Below are 18,945 nucleotides of genomic sequence, written 5' to 3' on the forward strand. Positions count from 1 at the left end.
CTGAAAATTATTTAATTACAATGAGTTCTGGTTCTGCACGTTCACTTAACCATTCAGCACCATCTTCCGTGATCACAATGTTCTCTTCATGGACCATTGATTTACCCGGCGCGTAAACCATGCCCGGTTCTAACGTCATCACCATGCCAGGCTTAAGTATTGTATTATCGGTAGCGGTGTTAGATGGACGCTCTGTCAGTTCCATACCCAAGCCATGCCCAAGACGACCGACATCGTTACCTAAAGCTCCGTTTGCTTCTAATACGCCCCACATTGCATTATAAATATCAGTTGTTGTCGCTCCTGGTTTAGCCGCTTCGAAACCTTTTGTCGTAGCTTCGTAAGTCGCGCGGTATGCCGCTTTCGTTTCATCACTTGCATGACCAAATGCCCAGTTGCGATCGAAATCAGAGAAGTAACCATCACGCACGGCACCGGTATCGATGATCAAGACATCTCCCGGCTCGATGATGCGGTCGGTTGGGCCCATGATGATGCTGTCGTAACCGTCAGGCCCTGAACCCGCGATGATGTAAGGGCACTCATCAGCCCCTTCTAACAACATATCGATACGGAATTGTTTACAGATTTCACGTTCTGTCATACCGGCTTTGGCGTATTGAGGGATTTTGCTAAAGCCAACATTGGTAATGCGGCAGATTTCACGCGTTTTTTCGATTTCAGCTTGTGATTTGATCTGACGTAGCTCATGCATTGCTAAAGACACATCAACAAAGTCTTTCTTAACCATAGTGGTTAACTTGAGGTAGTTGTTCACAGGCATACGTAGGTGAGACTCAATGCCCAACGTTGCGCCTACTCGGCCATGACGACAAGGCAGGGAGTTCAATGCGCTAGCAACTAAGCTAATACCATCATCTTCAGGACGAGGAGAAGGCCAAGTAATAATGTTATCGACCCATGTTCCGGCCATACCGCTAGCACCGATTTCAGGAACTATAGCGATAGGTTTACCTTCAGCTGGAATAACCACAAACCATGGTCGAGTTGGGCTATGCCAAAACTGAGTATGGAAACCAGTAAAGTAGCGAACGTTTGGCTCTGTCGTAAAAATCATTGCATCTAATTTCTGCTCATGCATAACTTTTTGGGCACGTGATGTTCTGTTTTCAAACTCAGCTTGTTCAAAGCCGCGGTTCAGATAGTTAGTCATTGGGACCTCTAATTATTATTGTGGGTCAGTAAATGCTAACCAACCCTATAGTTCAACTTTGTTTACGTTACGTTGAACATATTACTGACATTTCAGTCAAATAATGTGACCAAGGTCTTACAGTTAACTATAGTGACCACAAGTTGTATTAAACTAATGCTCACATTGATTTCGATCACTTTTGGGTACTTATTTGTAACTTTAATCTTGCATGAAAAAATAATATATAGTTTTATAGTTACATAAAGTTGATTGAAATCTTGAAATTTATCGAATAACCAATGATAATGAAAGGCACTTAAAGTTAACTACAGTGGTCTAAAATGAATGCATCAGCATATAAATCGTTTAACGTAGAATTCACCGACAGCGACAGAGAACATCTCGAACTGAACTTTCGCTTAGCCGAAACTATTGCTGACTTTATTGGTCCGCATTGTGAAGTAGTGATCCATTCATTCGAGAGTTTTGAAAAGTCGGTGGTGAAGATAGTGAACGGTCATCATACAGGACGAGAAGTGGGGTCTCCGATTACCGATCTGGGTTTGAAGATGTTGAGCGTATTTGAGAGTACAGGAGAGGTCACGCCAAAAAGTTACTTCACGACCAGTAAAGATGGCTCATTACTAAAATCAACGACCTGTGTGCTGGCTGGAGAAAATGGTAAACCGATCGGGTTGTTCTGTATCAACATGAACTTATCTCACCCGTTTCCAGAGATCATAAAGACTTTAATGCCGGACATGACTCATGCTCCAGTAGGTGTGCATGAAAACTTTGGAGCTTCAACTACAGAAGTGATTGAGCAAGCGCTTGAGCACGCTATTTTTGAAGTCGATAACAATGAATCAGTCAACTTAAAAGGTCGAAACAAAGCCATCACCAAGCGATTGCTTGAGAATGGTATTTTCGAGTTAAAAGAGGCGACAGCATTCGTATCTGAGCGTCTTGGAATTACTCGCCATGCTGTGTACAAATACATCCGCGAGTTCAGAGCATAAAATCATATAAAGAGAAGCGTAATGAAAACTAAAATCCATACAGATCTAGCACCCGCAGCAATCGGCCCATACTCTCAAGGTATGTCATTCAAAGATCTCATCTTTACTTCAGGTCAACTACCGCTAGATGCAAAAACAATGGCGTTTGTTGAAGGTGGCATTAAAGAGCAAGCTCGCATGTCACTAGAAAACCTAAAGGCAGTATTGGAACAGAGTGGTGGTTCACTCGACACTGTAATTAAAACCACATGTTTCCTATCTGATATGGAAAATTTCGTTGCATTTAATGAAGTTTACACAGAAGTATTCGGAACAGATAACGCGCCAGCACGCTCATGTGTTGAAGCAGCTCGTTTACCAAAAGACGCATTAGTTGAAGTTGAAGCGATCGCTTACATCAAATAATAACGCTGTATTAAAAGTAATACTGTTTGTACTACAAACGACTAAATAGGTCATTGAGTACCCATTAATGACCTTCCATTCCTTTGCCTGAATCTAAGTGTGCCCTATGTTAAAACTATCAAAAAATTCATTCTACACTGGTCAAGTCTGCGAACTATTTACCGCTTATCAAGCGCAACAAGCACGTGAGTTTCACAGCCAGATCGAAGGCTATCAACCCACTCCACTCGTGTCTCTTCCACATCTTGCTAAGCTGCTTGGTGTTAAGGCGATTCTAGTTAAAGACGAATCAAAACGCTTTGGTTTGAATGCATTCAAAGTACTCGGTGGTTCTTACGCTCTCGGTCGTCAATTGGCAAAACACCTTGGCATTGATATCTCTGAAATCAACCTCAAGACAGTAGCTTCAAAACTAGACGAACCACTTGTTTTCACTACGGCAACCGCAGGAAATCATGGTACAGGTGTTGCTTGGGCAGCGCGCGAAATGGGACAGAAAGCCGTGGTTTACATGCCTAAAGGTTCATCTCAAGCAAGTGTGAATCGCATTAAAGGCTTAGGCGCTGAATGCATAGTAACAGAGGTTAATTACGACGACACGGTGCGTATGGCGAACCAAACTGCGCAAGACAAGGGCTGGATGCTAGTACAAGATACTGCATGGGAGGGCTATGAAGAAATCCCTACATGGATTTCTCAGGGCTACATGACTATGGCAGATGAAGCTATTGAACAAGCTCAAGCATTAGAATTCAACGCTCCAACTCATGTTCTTTTACAAGCAGGGGTTGGCGCTATGGCTGGAGGAGTCTTAGGCTATCTTGCAGACAAGTTAGGACCGAATACTTTTGAAACCATCATTGCTGAGCCATCTGCTGCCGATTGTATTTTCCGCTCAGGTGAAAAAGGTGAAATGGTAAACGTAACTGGTGAGTTGAACTCGATTATGGCTGGTCTTGCATGTGGTGAACCAAACCCAGTAACGTGGCCAGTATTACGAGATTGCAGCAATCACTTTGTTTCGGTTGACGACAATATCTCAGCAACGGGTATGCGTATCCTTGGCAACCCACTTAGCGGTGATGCGCAAGTGATCAGTGGCGAATCTGGCGCGATCACTCTTGGCTTACTTTACACGTTATGTCGTGAAGGTGCAGACCAAGCAACTCGTGACGAGCTAGGCCTAAATGAAGATGCAACCATCATGCTATTTAGCACTGAAGGTGATACCAACCAACCTCGCTACCGTGACGTTGTTTGGAACGGCTTGCATCATTCTAGCTAGTATTTAGCAACAAATACTCCTCAACTTTATTCAAAAGCCACAGTATTCACTGTGGCTTTTCGTTAAAACTCAAGGTTTAGTGAGACACTAATCATCCGCTTCCCCCCTCATAGAACAAAACGATAATGTGAAAGTTAATATTGACCCTCATATAAAATTACTTTACCTTTAATCGCATTTCGACGATTAACGATAATTATTAAAGAGAAAATATTATGACATCAAAATTAGGCTTTCTAGATCGCTACTTAACATTGTGGATTTTTATCGCCATGGGCATAGGGATATTGCTTGGTATCATATTTCCACAAATCGAGCAGTGGAATGAAGTAATGTCGGTGGGAAACACCAATGTTCCTTTAGCAATTGGGCTGATTCTGATGATGTACCCACCTTTAGCTAAAGTTAACTACAGCCTATTAGGCGCTGTGGTGAAGGATAAAAAAGCGATCAAGCTATCTTTAGTCATGAATTGGCTAGTTGGCCCTGTATTAATGTTCATTTTAGCTATCACCTTTTTAGGCGATCATCCTGGCTACATGGTAGGCGTTATTATGATCGGTCTTGCTCGTTGTGTTGCTATGGTTCTAGTTTGGAATGACATTGGCGGTGGTAACAAAGAATACGGAGCAGCTCTAGTTGCATTGAACAGCGCATTCCAAGTTGTGGGGTACAGCTTCATGGCTTGGTTATTCATCAGTATCCTACCTCCAGTATTTGGTTACGAAGGAATGATGGTTGATATCTCGATGATTGATATAGCATATAGCGTATTAATTTATTTAGGCATACCATTTTTAGCAGGCTTCTTGAGTCGTAAGATCTTGGTATCGATGAAAGGCGAACAATGGTACACAGACGTATTCATTCCGCGCATTTCACCGCTCACTTTGGTTGCGCTACTAGCAACAATTATTTTGATGTTTAGTTTAAAGGGCGAAATGATCTTCGAACTCCCAATGGATGTACTATTGATCGCCATTCCACTAATTATCTACTTCACGTTGATGTTCTTCATCAGCTTCTTTATTGGTAAGCAGATAGGTATCGATTACGACAAAAACGCCTCGATTGCGTTCACAGCAACAGGTAATAATTTTGAATTGGCGATTGCTGTATCTATCGCTGTATTTGGAATTAACTCAGACCAAGCTTTCGCTGGCGTGATCGGCCCACTGATTGAAGTACCTGTTCTAATTTACCTAGTGAACGTAGCATTGAAGATGAAAGATAAGTACTACAACGGTCTAAGAATTAAATCTAGCAACTAGCAACTAGCGAAAATTACTTAGCGTTTTTATGGGCCGCAACGTAGAACTAAACTCAATTAATATTGCCTCAATTTTTTCATATATTCGTTTTTTCTTTCCGAAGTGAATAACGAACATTACAATACATTGAGGCTAGTTGAACCTCTTTTTTGCATCGAAAAATGACTGTAATTCTCAATAAAAGCCGAAACCACAATCATTATTTACGTGTGCATTTAATGAATAAACAAACATATATTAAAATACAAAATTGGTCGTCAAATCATTTTTATTTTGTGGAGATTTTTTACGAAACACTAGTACTCCTTTAGGCGTAATTTTTCAAACTATTTCTTCGACAATCTAGCCAGCAAAAATCAGAATAAACAGACTCAAACCTTAAGACAAACCACCCCTTAACTATACCTCTATCATGTGGGTAAAAGTTTCAGAACCACGTCGTCGTAATCATCAAAAGAAGACAGTAAATAGTGTCTAGAAAGTAATATTAATCATGCAGAGTTATGTCGGTTTACTAAAACATGGGAAGGCATTAATCATAGAATTAGCCCTGAATTCAAACGTCAATTCACTACAAATTTTATGTACACAACAACAGCAAATTTTTGTGTACAAGTAGTATTCTAACAATGAAGCAAGATAGCGCCACAGGTAGCGCCTCGTAAAGTTAGTACTACCAAATAAATAAGATACTAAATTTGTCACATTGTTTGCTGAAAGCAATACATATTAAGTCCTCAAAACTTCGAACTACACTCACAAATTACGATGAAATATTTTGAACATCATAAACATTCAACCATTAAAGGTGAATTAAAATACATAAAATAAGGATTTTAATTCACAATTATCAAAAATCACAATAACACTCTCCCCTTTTTCTCTTGCGCTACTAGCGCAAGAATTTCCACTAAATTGAACTTACCACTTGCGCTACTGACGCAAGATTTTCATTTTCGACTTGCGCTAGTAGCGCAAGTTTTACTTAACGGACAAAATTGCGCTAATAGCGCAAGAATTCCCACAAAATTTGACTTTAACTTGCGCTACTAGCGCAAGATTCTCACTTTTGACTTGCGCTAGTAGCGCAAGTGTACAAAAAACAACCAGAGCTAGTGGTTAGACACCTAATAAAACAGTGTGTTTTTGCAAGTTTAGAGTGAGTTTTAATCGTCAATTCAACATGATAAATCAGTGCTATCCCCCAGCGTATAAAGCCTATATAGATATATAAAGAATATATAACGATAAGATATATATTCTTCTAAAGACGTTGCATGATGATCGAAACGTGATAATTTTCACACACTACTTTTGTTGCTTTATGCATTTCTTATTCATGCATATCAATCGCCACTCTTACATAAACAATAGCAGTGATACATGTAAAGGATACACACTAATGAATTTATAATTAGCTATTTTTATAAGGCTTTTAAACTTAAACGAACTCAAGTGTAAGAGTAAAAAAACAAATTATTAACCCCCAAAACTATAAGGAAATAAAAAACCTCATCATTTAAAGCCCTTCTGTTCTGAATGCATGTGCTAGCACGGAAGTCAGAATACTCGTTACCAAAATCCCTGTTAAGTATGGGCAGCTAAAGTGTCGTAACTAACGATGTGTAGACAAAACTACTTTTACATTTATATGGAGATTAACCACAAGCTGAATTAGTCAGCAGCTTCGGCCATTGAGAAAATTTGAACCGACCTTTTATTTGGCCAATTTCATTTAAGCTAAACAGCACCACTTCATTAAATTCGTTTCTTTCAGATTCAGATTCAGATTTTAGCATTTGATATCTGATGAATTCTACGATAGCAATCATGTAACGTTTAGCCCGCTTATCAGTTATCTTGTATCATGATAGATCTCTAGGATTTAGCTAGCATTCGATCGCGATTTTATCTCTCTAACTTTGCCTTCAGGGATAATGTGCTTACCACTCACTTCAATCACAAACGTTGAGTTACCATAATTGCCTTTATCTAGACCATTAGTACTAAAAGAGATACTCATTTAATTAATCAACCTGGTAACGAAATCATCGCTTTTAACCAGCCTTTTCCTAGCATGCCTTGCTTAAATTTTTCTTCAGCAGAAAAAGCAAGAAAGCTACTTGCAACACATGCTGGATATAGCTGTAAATATAAGCCTACATATATCACAAACCATTCGACGACTTTTCAACAGAACAGCCCCATAAATTTATCGAAACTTTGGGATTTTGAGGCCTGAAGTTGGCCCTGATACGCTAGCACTAACAAAAAGGACCGAGTGATAACACTTGGTCCTTATTAACAACCCTTGATAGTGGATTAAATCACACCACTTCTATGATTATTTTCTCTAGTTTATCTAAACCTTCACTAAGCACTTCTTGCTCAATCGTCAATGCTGGAAGCAAACGAATTACGTTGCCTTTAACACCACAAGAAAGCAGAATTAGGCCGTTTTCTTGCGCCTTGCTAATAATGGTTTTAGTCAGTTCTTGCAAAGGCTGACCGGAATCCGGATCAGTAAATTCGATAGCCATCATCGCACCAGTAGTACGAACTTCACCAATCTCTGGTACTGATTGCTGTAGTTTCGTCATACGAGAGTAAACAACCTCACCAATACCCATTGCTTTGGCGCACAAATCTTCTTCTTCAATAATTTTCAGTACTTCTAAACCTGCCACACACGCAAGTGGGGATCCGGCATAAGTGCCTCCTAATCCCCCCGCAGTAGCAGAATCCATTACCTCTGATTTCCCCACAACCGCAGAAATAGGGAAGCCACCGGCAATACCTTTTGCCATGGTGATCATATCCGGCTCAATATTCAAATATTCAGTAGCAAACATTTTACCAGTACGTGCAAAACCTGTTTGAATTTCATCAGCAATCAACATAATTCCGTGTTTATCACAGATTTCACGTAGACCTTGAGCAAATTTCACTGGCGCTTGATAAAAGCCCCCCTCACCTTGAACAGGTTCAAAGATGATCGCGGCAACGCGCGAAGGTTCGATATCACAAGCAAATAAATCTTCCAACGCTTGTAGGCTTTGCTCAACACTAATGCCATGAAACTCATTAGGATAAGGAGCATGGTAGATTTCACTTGGGAAAGGACCAAAATTTGCTTTATATGCTGCTACTTTCCCTGTTAATCCCATAGTTAAATTAGTACGGCCATGAAACCCGCCTTTAAATGCAATTGCACCACTACGCCCTGTGCGCGCGCGGGCAATTTTAATTGCGTTTTCAACAGCTTCTGCACCCGTAGTTAAGAAAACCGCTTTTTTATCGCTTTCTCCCGGTGCAACTTGCGTTAATTTCTCTGCCAACTCAATAAATGAGGCATATGGAGTAACCAACGCACACGTATGAGAGAAGTTATCTAACTGTGCTTTCACCGCTTCACTAATACGTTTATTTGAATGACCCGTATTGGTGACGGCAATGCCCGCGGCAAAGTCGATATATTTATTCCCTTCTACGTCCCACACATGTGCGTTTTCTGCTTTTTCAACATAAAGGGGATAAAGAGCGCCCATGCCTTGAGCAATGACTTGGCTTCTTCTTTGGTGCAATTGTTGGTTGGTCATCATCATTTCCTTGAGTTTGTTGCTTTTACTAATACGAGCTAGATGCCTCTTTCTATTTAGGCACTTACTTACCGGTTCTATCGCGATTCTTACTACGAACTATCAACTTAGTTGAATCGCTACTGCTTTACTTCACAACAAACACTGAGCAATGTGAATGTCGTACAATTTTTGCTGCGTTGGAACCAAGCAGATATGAGCGTAGTCTAGGTCTTGAAGATGCCATGACTATTGCATCTGAATTTGATTTCTTTGCCTGTAACACAACTTCATCAAAAACCACTCCGCAACGCACAATACTCTTACCTAGATGGGGCTTCGGTACCAATTGTTCTAACATCGTCTGCACGCTATCAAACGCACTTTGATGCTGCGTTGAAAAAACGTTGCCCGATGCTGTGGGCACCGTTCGGCGATGAACACGAGCTTCATCGACATAAAGCATGTCAATGACCCCATCTTCAGCGATCAATTTAAGCGCCAAGTTAACTTCTCTTTTCACTACCTCTGGGTAGGCGAGATCAACGGGCATTAAGATACGTTGTAAACTCATATCAATTCACTCCCATCACTTTATTAGGTAGCCACATCACGACTTCTGGGAACAACATACACGTCACCAGCACGCACAACTTGAGTAAGATGAACGGCAAAATGGAGCGGTAGATATCCATCATACTGACACCCGGCGGTGCTATCCCTTTCAAATAGAACAAGGCAAAACCATAAGGTGGAGTTTGTACCGCAATCTCAATATTCAATATCATCAAAATACCGAACCAAATGGGGTCATAGCCGAGCGATACAACAATTGGCGTAAACAGCGGTGCACACATCAACACGATGATCAGTTCATCGATAATGAACCCGAGTAGCAACATGATGACTTGCAGCAAGATAATCACACCAAGAGGCGGTAACCCAAGATCTTGCGTAAGCTGTGCCACCATGTTTTGCACGCCACTGAGCATGTGGAAATTACTAAACAGTGAAGCGCCAAGAATGATCCACATTGACACACTAACAAGCATTGCCGTTTCAAAACCCGATGATTTGAACATTTCAAAACGAAAACGCTTAAAGATAATCGCAAGAAAAAGTGCTCCAACAACGCCAATCGCTCCCGACTCTGTTGGCGTGGCGATCCCGGTAATAATGCTGCCTAATACGGCAACGATCAGCAGTAAAGAAAATAACCCGTCACGCGCGGTTCTCACCTTTTCTTTACCCGTCATTTTACTTTCACTGCCAGTCCCGAGTGGCGCTCTCTCTGGGTTCAATTTACAACTGATGATCACATAGCTGATTAGCAGCGTAATAGAGATGAGTGCAGGGATAATCGCAGCCAAAAACATGCGACCTACCGAGTTCTGCGTCGTTGCCGCGTACATGATCATTGGAATGCTTGGTGGGATCAGAATACCTAAGCCGCCACCTGCCATTATAACGCCGAGCGCCAGACGCTTATCATAACCACGTTCAAGCATTGGCTTAAGCGCGATACTGCCAGAAGTCATAATACCCGCACCAATAATGCCAACCATTGCGCCAATCATAGAACAGACGCCAATCACGCTGATCGCGAGTGAGCCTCTCAAGCGCCCAATCACCATTTGGCTGGCGTTGAACATCGCATCCCCAATACCTGAACGAGTCAGTAACTGCCCCATATAAATGTACAAAGGGATCGCTAACAAAATAAAACTAAAAAAGTTACTCTCAATGGTGGTTGGGACTAGGTTAAAGATGCCTTCTCCCCAGGTTAGATACCCCATACCCATAGCAATGCCACCCAAAGCGAGTCCAACTGGAGCACCTAAGGCAAAGCTAAATAAAATACAGCCGATCAATAACAACGTTAGAACTTCAATACTCATACATCCCCCGCTTGTTCGATCAGTGTGTCTTGTTGTTCACTCTCTTCTGGTTCTTGTTCTATGAGTGTCTTACCCGTTAATAGGTAGTAGATATCTTGTACCATATCGCTGGTAAATTGGACGATAAACGAGCCTGAAGCGACCATCATCATCACCCAGAAATGCGCCATGGATGGTGCCCATTCAGATTGACGTCGGTAATTAAACTCAAGTGCTTCTTCAAACTTTCCGAATGACATCATCAATACCACCGAAAGGAAAAAAATAGCCAACGAATATGTAAAAAGGTTAAACAAGGAGCGCACCCGTATTGACACTGAAAGGTAAAGCACATCAACGTTAATATGCGCTTTGTTTTGCTGCGCTAATGCGCCACCAAGTGCGGCGATATAACCAAATAAGAACAGCGATACGTCATAAGCCCAGATAGTCGGTTCTCCAAGCACATAACGAGAAAAAACTTCAAAAGCGACGGTGGCTGCAAGGAGCGGCATTAGCATCGAAGCAGAAAAGCCAATCCAATACACGAAGCGATTAATTCCTCGACAATAAGCCGTTAATATTTGTCTCAACATACACATCATCCCTGCCAGCATAAAAAGAAAGGGGGGACTACCCCCTCTCTGGTTTGCGATTTAAAAACGCATTCAAAATCTAAACTTTGATTTGAACTAGGCTAAATCGCCCGTCTTTAAAATGATTACTGGGTGTTTTGTACAATCTTAATTAGGCGTTTGCTGTATTTGTCTGCGTCAGCGTATTCCGTCCATAGAGAATCCGCAGCGCCATTCCATTTAACGACATCTTCAGCGCTTGGCTCTGGGCTCCATTTCATACCTTTCGATTCCATATCAGCAATCGCTTGAGATTCCCATAGACGTGACTTTGTCATCTGCTCACGAGCATGAACCGCACTTGCTGCACGTACAATGGCTTGTAGATCTTCTGGTAGCTTGTTCCACGCACTCTTATTGACGACGATTGGCAATGCTTGAGCGCCGGCAATTGGCAAACGGTACATGTACTTCGCCACTTCTACGTGGTTACCGTCACGGTGGTCAATGATGTTGCTGCCGATAGAGCCATCGATAACACCAGTCGCTAAGCTGGTGTAGATTTCACTCCATGATAGTGATGCTGGAGATGCACCTAAGTTACGTAAGAACTTACCGTAAGCACCCGGAGCGCGAATCTTCAGACCTTCGAAATCTTTAATTGAATTAATCGGTTCTTTGGTTAAAACATAAACTGGTAACTGGATATATGGTTCTAGCCAAACAAGGTTTTGCTTGTCGTAAGCTTCCTCTAATACTTCACCCCAACCTTTTTCATGGAACAATGCGCTTAGCTCGCCCACATCATCCGTCATACCTGGTAAACCAACTTCAACGACACCCGCAGGGAATTCACCCGCATGCATCGGTTGGAAAGGAGCCCCCATCGTCATTAATCCTGATTTAACCGAACCAAGTACTCCCGTTTGACCAACACCTTCACCGGCATACATTACTTGAACAGAAATACGACCATTCGACATTGCTACAATATTATCAGCAAAGTTTTTATACACTTCACCATAGGCTGTACCGCGTGAGTATAAGTTTACAAAACGCCAGTTATGCTCAGCAGCGAAAGCCTGAGATACGGTAAAAAAAGAGCTCGAAATCGCCAATGCGTATGCAGCAACCTTTTTCGTTAGGCTTTTTTTGCTTAGCTTACTTAGGGTGTTAAACATGAATTATCTCCTTGATGTATTCCTGTTTGCTCTGGCTATGCCAGTAACAGTGCTGAAGTGACTTGTTACTTCCTCGTTGTCACCGTGTTACTGATGGTTACATTTTGATTACAATTGATAAATTCGCATTTCTCCACCTAAAGTTTTACTGCGCTCAACCTTTCAACAACACTTGTCTATTTTCTACAGATCACTCAACTTGAGACGAAAAAAAGCAGCACACTTGGTGCTGCTAAAGCATGAAACCCAAAAGACCTGGAAGGACTCACTATTTGGGGAAGACATGTCAAAACCATACTGTCACAGAAAGAGAAACTCTTCGTTTATATGCCATGGCATAAGTATTTAATTTCTAGGTAATCTTCGATGCCATACTTAGAGCCTTCACGACCACAGCCGGACTCTTTTACCCCACCAAATGGAGCAACTTCCGTTGAGATGATACCTTCATTAATACCTACAATACCGTATTCAAGCGCTTCACTCATTCGCCAAACACGGGCATGATCTTGAGTATAAAAATAAGCGGCTAATCCAAATGGGGTATCATTGGCACGGCGTACAACATCATCTTCATTATTGAAGCGGAAGATGGTAGAAACAGGACCAAACAGCTCTTGGTGCGCAATATCCATCTCCTCTGTCACGTCGGTTAAAATTGTTGGTTGATAAAATTGGTGACCAACCTCAGAGATGTTTCCACCTAAAGTAAGGGTTGCGCCTTGCTCAACGGCGGTGTTTACCAACTGCTCCACTTTATCAATCGCTTTTTGATTAATAAGAGGGCCAATCTCTGTACCATCTACCAAACCATCTCCAATCACTAACTTACTGACAGCTTGGGTGTATTTCGCCAAAAACTGATCATAAATAGCATCATGAATATAAAGTCTGTTGGTGCAAACACAGGTTTGACCCGCATTGCGATACTTGGAAATGAGAGCGCCTTGTACGGCTTTATCGATATCTGCATCTTCAAAAACGATAAATGGAGCATTTCCACCTAACTCCAATGATACTTTTTTCACTGTCTCAGATGCTTGGCGCAAAATAAGCTTACCCACAGGCGTTGAACCAGTAAACGAGACCTTACGAACCAGAGGATGGCGGCACAACACATCACCCACTTCGGCGGGACGTGAAGTCGTCACTACGTTGATCACACCTTTAGGGATTCCCGCTTTTTCTGCCAGCAGCGCCATTGCGAGTGCACAAAGAGGTGTGTCTTCCCCTGGCTTAATCACCACTGTACATCCTGCCGCCAAAGCTGGCGCCGCTTTACGAGTAATCATCGCAATAGGGAAATTCCATGGGGTAATCGCCGTCACTACACCCACAGGTTGCTTAATCGTCATGTAGCGATTATTCGGATTTGCCGCGGGAATCACATCTCCATACATTCGCTTCGCTTCTTCGGCAAACCATTCAATAAATGATGCGCCATAAATGACTTCACCGTAGGATTCCTTGTACGGTTTACCTTGCTCAGACGTCAGTAACTTCGCCAGTCCATCTGCATTTTCAACCATCAGATCAAACCATTTTTTCATTAGACCCGCGCGGTATTTAGCTGTGGTTGTCCGCCAATCTTGTAAGGCTGTATGTGCGGCAATAACGGCTGCTTCAGATTCTTCCTTACCCATATCAGGTACGGCAGTAATGATAGCGCCTGTTGATGGATTCACTATATTAACCTTTTTACCATCAATGGCTTCGACCCATTCTCCGTTGATCAAGCCACGGGATAAGACTAAATCTTTCATCACTTAAATTCCTACTGTTATAAACATTAACAACGTCAAAGATTAAAAAAACCAAATAACGCATAATCGGCAATGGATACAACAAAATTATAACAACTCGCCAAGGGAATAAATATTCCTCAGTAAACATGAAGTTTTACGAGCCTAAAACAATGACAAAAAATTCTTCGCCTGTCGGTCAAATTGGTGACTACGAAATAAAACAGCTCAAAATATTCAAGGTCGTCGCAGATTGTGGCGGTTTCTCTGCTGCTGAAACCGAACTCAATATCAGTCGTTCCACTATCAGTATTCATATTTCCAACCTTGAATCTCGAATAAATCTGATTCTATGCCGCCGGGGACGCTCTGGATTTTCTTTAACAGAAGAAGGCATCGTCGTGTATGAGGCAACCGTTAAATTACTAGGAGAACTGGACGATTTTAGAAATACTATCAACCACTTGGACATTCAATTATCCGGTAGCTTAACGATTCTATTCAGTGACAACATAAGCTTGGATCCTAGATCCTGCATGCCGGAGGTGATCCGTAATTTTTCCAGTATCGCCAAAGAGGTTTACCTAACAGCAGAAGTCTCACGGATGACTGAAATTGAAAGGATGGTAATGCAAGATGAAGCAGATATTGGTTTTATTCCCCTACATCGAGAACTTGATGGATTGGAATATGAGTATATTTACACAGATATTTGTTACCTCTATGCGAGTACGGATAACCCATTAGCAAAGCTTTCAGACTCTGAATTAACGGATGAGGTTATTGATGGTTTTCCCGTTGCCTACGCCGGGCTAAAAACTCAAGAGCGCATCAACGGTCATTTGGCCAACATGAACCTGAAAGCCACTGCGTATAACTATGAATCACGCATCACTTTACTACTATCTTCTCGGTTTATTGGTTTTTTACCTGAGCATTACGCCAAACCTTATGTAGACTCTGGTGAGCTAATTGCCATTGCACCATCACGCCGTTATTACCATTTGGAGATCATGGCGATAACTAAAAAGACCAACGCGATAAATAAAGTACGTTCGCTGTTTATAAAAACCATGCGTGACTATTATCGAAAACAGAATGAATAGCTGAGAAAAAGCAATACACGCGATCAAAAAGACCTGAAACACCCAACTAGCAAGTGGGTAATTCAGGTCTTTAAATTGACTAAATTAAGCGATGAAGACTAAGCGACGTTAGCCACTTCTGCAGTATTCATTTCAGCGATTGTGGGTTGCTGCTTCTTTACGATTTTATCGCAAATATATCCACCGATTGGAATTGCCGATGTAGCCGCTGGAGATGGTGCATTACACACATGCAAACTGCGCTCACTTTCAGCAAATAGAAAATCATGCACCAGCGAACCATCTTTTAGAACCGCTTGAGCACGGATACCTGCCGGATACGGCTGTAAATCATCTACTTTGATGCTTGGGCAATATTTATTAACTAATTTCAAATACCCTGGTTTCCACCAAGAATTCTTGGTTTCAATTAATCCCGTTATCAAGTGCTTCGCTGACACTTTCCAAAACCCAACGAAACTGACCATATCTAATACGTCACGCAGATTAACGTTAATTTTGCCATACCCTTCACGCTTCCAGCCCTGAACTGCGTTAGGGCCAACCGTAACTGAACCATCAATCATGCGAGTTAAGTGAACGCCAAGAAACGGTAAATCAGGATCTGGAATTGGATAAATCAGATGATTAACGATGTTATTATATTTGGCAGGTAAACGATAATACTCACCACGATATGGAATTATTTGAAAGTCGGTTTCAATCCCCATCATTCGAGTCATTCGATCAGCCATTAAGCCTGAACAGACCACGAGAAATTGACCATCGAACACTGCCGATTCACCACAGCGCAAGGCCGATACAGTGACTTTTTCCGTCGATTCAGCCAAATCTGTTACTTCAGTATCGAGTGAAATCACCCCGCCCGCATCAACAAATTCTTGCGCCATTTTCTCGGTAACTTGCCGATAGCTGACGATACTAGTGGTTGATACGGCAATAGCCCCTAAACCGACAATATTAGGCTCACGCACTTTTAGCTCTTCTTGATCAATCAACTCCACATCAAGACCATTTTCATGGCAGCGCTGATACAGAGCTTGCATTCGTTTGACCTCTTCTTTCGACGTCGCCACAAGCAATTTGCCACAGTTCTCGACCGGGATATCATGCTTAGCACAAAACTCTGTGGTTGCCGCTACGCCGGCTTTACAAAACTCAGCTTTCAAACTGCCAGGCGCATAGTAGACCCCCGCGTGAATAACCCCACTGTTATGCCCTGTTTGATGATGCGAAAATCCTGATTCCTTTTCGATCAACAATATCGACTTATCAGGAAAACGACTCTGTAACTGCCAGGCTGTAGAAACACCGACAATACCGCCCCCGATCACTACGTAGTCATACATTTTTTCCACGATTAGGTGCTCCTTCACTCTCATTATTCTAATTATAGTGTGTAGTTATAGCAAAACGGCTTCTCCAATAAAGCCGTTTTACTATACGCCCCTTTTCACATTAAATAATGCGAGGGGCGTTAGATTAGCGTGTGAAGTGACCACGCTGGCGTAAAAGTTCACGCTTAAGATCTTGGTGCGCGACAAACTTATCACGACCGTGCAACCAACAGTGGTTTTGTACCACAAGCATACTACCGGTGTTCACTCGTACATTAATACAGTTACTGTCCGTCTCTAGAGACTCACTCATCTGATGCAAGTAGATACCTTGCTGCATGTTTTGCGGTTGAGCAAATTGGTCAATAAATAACATATGCGGTTTACCGTTTTTATCTTCCTCAAAGAAGACTGGGTGCTCAATCGTATAGCCGATGTTTTTACTTGGTGGCGCGGCCCATACGATATTTTGCTTCGCCATTGGATGGTTGTAGAACTTATCCAAATCTTGCCAGTCATCAACGTGAAGAAGAAGCGAGTCACCCATTTGCATGTTCTTCTCGTCCATCTTCATCATAAGTACGAAGTCGGTACGTTCATTAACATAAGTGCCATCGTTATGCAGCTCCATACGACGGTGCGCTTGACGTAAATAACTGTCACTGTTGTCTTCATTTTTTACGGTAAAGCGCGCGTAGTATTTACCAAACATGGAGTCAAAATTTGGAATACCAATTAGGTGAGAGATCGCGGTGGAAAGAATAACAAAGAAATCACGCTGCTCATCGCTGTCTTCAAACAATGCTTTCGCTTCCTCTGATGGCTCAAGTAAAAAAGCGCCTCTTTCACGATCTTCCATCGTTTCCACCAAGAACTGACCCAATTGGTAATCACACGCTTTATCTAACGCATCTGCCACGGCGAAGCGAAGAAACGGCTTGTACTCTAAAGATTGAAGGTTAAAGTTTTGAATTAGATCTGAAAACCTATCCAACGTTTCCTTTGTCAGCGTAACCACTTGTAAACGAGGGCTCTCTGGATGCAAAGAGATAGTAAATCCGCAACGTTCTTCTACGTTCTGGTTAAAGACCTTAGCAATATTCATTGTGTTACTTCCTTATTTGGCTGAGCAGCAAACTGCTATCTACATCATGTTGTTTAGATCAAGCGAATCTAACCGCCGCTTTGGTTAACAAAACTATAACGATTGCGAGTTTGTATTAACAATATATGGAGTGTATAGTTTCCATATACAAAATAGATGGTAAGAATTCAGATGGATTTGAAGCGACTGCACTATTTCAACCAATTAGCCAAAACGGGAAACTTTACTAAAACCGCAGATCAGCTTGGTATTGCCCAATCAGCATTGAGTACCAGTATCAAAAAGTTAGAACAAAAACTGGGCTTAAAACTGATCAACCGTACCGAACGGCAAATGAGCTTAACGGCGGAAGGGCAAGTATTACTGCGCCATACAAAAATAATTTTGGAAGATGTAGAACAAGCAGAAAAAGAGCTGCAAGAGCTAAAAGGGCTCACCAGCGGGGTGATTAATTTTGGCGCACCCGCCATGCTGGCTTCGTATTTTTTACCTGATGCACTAGAACAATTCAAAAAATCTTACCCGGGTATTCAGATCAATATTCAAGAAGCGGGTACTGCGACTTTAGCGCAGATGCTGGTGAATGGGGAACTCGATCTCGCCTTGATCCGTGGTGACCGAGAACATGAGCAGATCCGCCAAACATTACTCGCCTGCGATCAAATCGCCGCCTGTGTACCTGTAGAACATCCATTCGCGGATCGAAAAAGCATTAGCTTAGACGAATTCTGTCAACAACCATTAGTGCTATTCAAGAATGGCTACTTCTTACGAGAAACAGTTAATGCTTACTGCCAACAGCATAAATTAAAACCCAATATTCACTTTGAAACCAACCTACCAGAGCTGCTGAAATCAATGGTTAGACGCGAAATAGGCATTGGCACTTGCCTACCAATATTGGTTGCCGATGATCCACAACTTAAAGCGATTCCGTTTGAACCACCCATTCCCTTGCAGCTCGGAATTGGTTGGAAGTCGAGCCACTACCTTTCAACCGCAGCAAAAGCTTTTGTCAGCTTTCTACAAGGCACTTACCATCCCTAGTGGCGTCAAATTGATAAGTGAAAGCAGCGATATGGCTACCCCCCCCTCTCAGAAACTTCAATGTATCGAGTTAAACAGTTGCTTGGAGATTGCTTAAGTTTAAGAAATTACAATGCATGTGGGAAAACTTACGCCATGCCCAAAGCACTGAACAAGCTTACTGGACTGGGTACGCCTAAAACTTGGCGTGCTGATAGAAAACATACAAGTTGGGGCGATTCTTTCTCTAAACTGCATTACGCAACAAAGCCAAGCCACTAA

The 18,945-nt window shown here is 42.0% G+C and carries 17 protein-coding genes and 1 pseudogene; 7 read left to right on the forward strand and 11 right to left on the reverse strand.

All coding sequences use genetic code 11. From position 1 onward, the window contains the following. Positions 1 to 7 precede the first annotated feature (7 nt). Positions 8 to 1,174, reverse strand: a complete 1,167-nt coding sequence (locus OCV39_RS20300; protein ID WP_017051256.1) for a M24 family metallopeptidase — start codon at positions 1,172 to 1,174, stop codon at positions 8 to 10. 323 nt (positions 1,175 to 1,497) lie between these two features. Between OCV39_RS20300 and OCV39_RS20305 the strand changes: the two genes are divergently transcribed. The 4 genes from OCV39_RS20305 to arsB all read left to right on the forward strand — a co-directional run bounded on the left by OCV39_RS20305 (position 1,498) and on the right by arsB (position 5,136). Then, positions 1,498 to 2,175 carry a helix-turn-helix transcriptional regulator gene (locus tag OCV39_RS20305; protein WP_017051255.1) on the forward strand — a complete coding sequence of 226 codons (678 nt, stop codon included), beginning with the start codon at positions 1,498 to 1,500 and terminating at the stop codon, positions 2,173 to 2,175. 21 nt (positions 2,176 to 2,196) lie between these two features. Next, positions 2,197 to 2,580, forward strand: a complete 384-nt coding sequence (locus OCV39_RS20310) for a RidA family protein (RefSeq protein WP_017051254.1) — start codon at positions 2,197 to 2,199, stop codon at positions 2,578 to 2,580. Between the two features lie 106 nt (positions 2,581 to 2,686). Further along, on the forward strand, positions 2,687 to 3,865 hold the full coding sequence (gene dpaL, locus OCV39_RS20315; protein WP_113796404.1) for a diaminopropionate ammonia-lyase: 1,179 nt from the start codon (positions 2,687 to 2,689) through the stop codon (positions 3,863 to 3,865). A gap of 215 nt (positions 3,866 to 4,080) precedes the next feature. After that, positions 4,081 to 5,136 carry an ACR3 family arsenite efflux transporter gene (gene arsB / locus OCV39_RS20320; protein ID WP_261890163.1) on the forward strand — a complete coding sequence of 352 codons (1,056 nt, stop codon included), beginning with the start codon at positions 4,081 to 4,083 and terminating at the stop codon, positions 5,134 to 5,136. A gap of 1,658 nt (positions 5,137 to 6,794) precedes the next feature. On the opposite strand, the gene OCV39_RS20325 is transcribed toward arsB, so the two are convergent. The 8 genes from OCV39_RS20325 to OCV39_RS20360 all read right to left on the reverse strand — a co-directional run bounded on the left by OCV39_RS20325 (position 6,795) and on the right by OCV39_RS20360 (position 14,110). Beyond that, positions 6,795 to 6,935 carry a hypothetical protein gene (locus OCV39_RS20325; RefSeq protein ID WP_261890164.1) on the reverse strand — a complete coding sequence of 47 codons (141 nt, stop codon included), beginning with the start codon at positions 6,933 to 6,935 and terminating at the stop codon, positions 6,795 to 6,797. Positions 6,936 to 7,021: 86 nt separating this feature from the next. After that, positions 7,022 to 7,159, reverse strand: coding sequence for a hypothetical protein (locus tag OCV39_RS20330; RefSeq protein WP_170961624.1), 138 nt, complete (start codon positions 7,157 to 7,159; stop codon positions 7,022 to 7,024). A 304-nt stretch (positions 7,160 to 7,463) separates the two neighbouring features. Further along, entirely contained in the window at positions 7,464 to 8,735 is a 1,272-nt protein-coding gene (gene gabT, locus OCV39_RS20335; RefSeq protein ID WP_113796410.1) for a 4-aminobutyrate--2-oxoglutarate transaminase, read from the reverse strand. Between the two features lie 127 nt (positions 8,736 to 8,862). Further along, the gene (locus OCV39_RS20340) at positions 8,863 to 9,288 is read right to left on the reverse strand and encodes a universal stress protein (protein WP_113796412.1); all 426 of its coding nucleotides are present in this window, start codon (positions 9,286 to 9,288) and stop codon (positions 8,863 to 8,865) included. Between the two features lies 1 nt (position 9,289). Next, a complete protein-coding gene (locus tag OCV39_RS20345) occupies positions 9,290 to 10,612 on the reverse strand; it encodes a TRAP transporter large permease (RefSeq protein WP_113796414.1) in 1,323 nt (440 codons plus the stop codon). Continuing rightward, positions 10,609 to 11,187, reverse strand: a complete 579-nt coding sequence (locus tag OCV39_RS20350) for a TRAP transporter small permease subunit (RefSeq protein ID WP_113796416.1) — start codon at positions 11,185 to 11,187, stop codon at positions 10,609 to 10,611. Before OCV39_RS20350 ends, OCV39_RS20345 begins: the two co-directional genes overlap by 4 nt. Before the next feature lie 125 nt (positions 11,188 to 11,312). Next, on the reverse strand, positions 11,313 to 12,347 hold the full coding sequence (locus OCV39_RS20355) for a TRAP transporter substrate-binding protein (RefSeq protein WP_171757247.1): 1,035 nt from the start codon (positions 12,345 to 12,347) through the stop codon (positions 11,313 to 11,315). A gap of 323 nt (positions 12,348 to 12,670) precedes the next feature. After that, complete coding sequence (locus tag OCV39_RS20360) at positions 12,671 to 14,110, reverse strand: NAD-dependent succinate-semialdehyde dehydrogenase (protein WP_261890165.1); 1,440 nt, start codon at positions 14,108 to 14,110, stop codon at positions 12,671 to 12,673. A gap of 152 nt (positions 14,111 to 14,262) precedes the next feature. Between OCV39_RS20360 and OCV39_RS20365 the strand changes: the two genes are divergently transcribed. Continuing rightward, a complete protein-coding gene (locus OCV39_RS20365; RefSeq protein ID WP_171757245.1) occupies positions 14,263 to 15,195 on the forward strand; it encodes a LysR family transcriptional regulator in 933 nt (310 codons plus the stop codon). A gap of 98 nt (positions 15,196 to 15,293) precedes the next feature. Here OCV39_RS20365 and lhgO read toward each other — a convergent pair whose 3' ends face one another. Next, complete coding sequence (gene lhgO / locus OCV39_RS20370; RefSeq protein WP_261890166.1) at positions 15,294 to 16,553, reverse strand: L-2-hydroxyglutarate oxidase; 1,260 nt, start codon at positions 16,551 to 16,553, stop codon at positions 15,294 to 15,296. A gap of 124 nt (positions 16,554 to 16,677) precedes the next feature. Beyond that, positions 16,678 to 17,637, reverse strand: a complete 960-nt coding sequence (glaH, locus tag OCV39_RS20375; protein ID WP_261890167.1) for a glutarate dioxygenase GlaH — start codon at positions 17,635 to 17,637, stop codon at positions 16,678 to 16,680. A 171-nt stretch (positions 17,638 to 17,808) separates the two neighbouring features. On the opposite strand from glaH, the gene OCV39_RS20380 reads away from it, so the two are divergent. Both OCV39_RS20380 and OCV39_RS20385 read left to right on the forward strand, forming a co-directional pair. Then, the gene (locus OCV39_RS20380; protein WP_113796426.1) at positions 17,809 to 18,684 is read left to right on the forward strand and encodes a LysR family transcriptional regulator; all 876 of its coding nucleotides are present in this window, start codon (positions 17,809 to 17,811) and stop codon (positions 18,682 to 18,684) included. 21 nt (positions 18,685 to 18,705) lie between these two features. Next, a pseudogene (locus OCV39_RS20385) lies at positions 18,706 to 18,867 on the forward strand (IS5/IS1182 family transposase); the annotation flags it as partial. Positions 18,868 to 18,945 lie beyond the last annotated feature (78 nt).

The sequence above is a fragment of the Vibrio cortegadensis genome (assembly GCF_024347395.1).
Lineage (GTDB): Bacteria > Pseudomonadota > Gammaproteobacteria > Enterobacterales > Vibrionaceae > Vibrio > Vibrio cortegadensis.

What these genes read in the sequence shown, in the direction of transcription:
- OCV39_RS20355 (WP_171757247.1), bottom strand. Translation starts at nt 12,347, where the DNA reads ATGTTTAACACCCTAAGTAAGCTAAGCAAAAAAAGCCTAACGAAAAAG.
- OCV39_RS20330 (WP_170961624.1), bottom strand. Translation starts at nt 7,159, where the DNA reads ATGAGTATCTCTTTTAGTACTAATGGTCTAGATAAAGGCAATTATGGT.
- arsB (WP_261890163.1), top strand. Translation starts at nt 4,081, where the DNA reads ATGACATCAAAATTAGGCTTTCTAGATCGCTACTTAACATTGTGGATT.
- OCV39_RS20360 (WP_261890165.1), bottom strand. Translation starts at nt 14,110, where the DNA reads ATGAAAGATTTAGTCTTATCCCGTGGCTTGATCAACGGAGAATGGGTC.
- OCV39_RS20345 (WP_113796414.1), bottom strand. Translation starts at nt 10,612, where the DNA reads ATGAGTATTGAAGTTCTAACGTTGTTATTGATCGGCTGTATTTTATTT.
- glaH (WP_261890167.1), bottom strand. Translation starts at nt 17,637, where the DNA reads ATGAATATTGCTAAGGTCTTTAACCAGAACGTAGAAGAACGTTGCGGA.
- OCV39_RS20340 (WP_113796412.1), bottom strand. Translation starts at nt 9,288, where the DNA reads ATGAGTTTACAACGTATCTTAATGCCCGTTGATCTCGCCTACCCAGAG.
- OCV39_RS20310 (WP_017051254.1), top strand. Translation starts at nt 2,197, where the DNA reads ATGAAAACTAAAATCCATACAGATCTAGCACCCGCAGCAATCGGCCCA.
- OCV39_RS20325 (WP_261890164.1), bottom strand. Translation starts at nt 6,935, where the DNA reads ATGCTAAAATCTGAATCTGAATCTGAAAGAAACGAATTTAATGAAGTG.
- OCV39_RS20350 (WP_113796416.1), bottom strand. Translation starts at nt 11,187, where the DNA reads ATGTTGAGACAAATATTAACGGCTTATTGTCGAGGAATTAATCGCTTC.
- gabT (WP_113796410.1), bottom strand. Translation starts at nt 8,735, where the DNA reads ATGACCAACCAACAATTGCACCAAAGAAGAAGCCAAGTCATTGCTCAA.
- OCV39_RS20305 (WP_017051255.1), top strand. Translation starts at nt 1,498, where the DNA reads ATGAATGCATCAGCATATAAATCGTTTAACGTAGAATTCACCGACAGC.
- dpaL (WP_113796404.1), top strand. Translation starts at nt 2,687, where the DNA reads ATGTTAAAACTATCAAAAAATTCATTCTACACTGGTCAAGTCTGCGAA.
- OCV39_RS20300 (WP_017051256.1), bottom strand. Translation starts at nt 1,174, where the DNA reads ATGACTAACTATCTGAACCGCGGCTTTGAACAAGCTGAGTTTGAAAAC.
- OCV39_RS20365 (WP_171757245.1), top strand. Translation starts at nt 14,263, where the DNA reads ATGACAAAAAATTCTTCGCCTGTCGGTCAAATTGGTGACTACGAAATA.
- OCV39_RS20380 (WP_113796426.1), top strand. Translation starts at nt 17,809, where the DNA reads ATGGATTTGAAGCGACTGCACTATTTCAACCAATTAGCCAAAACGGGA.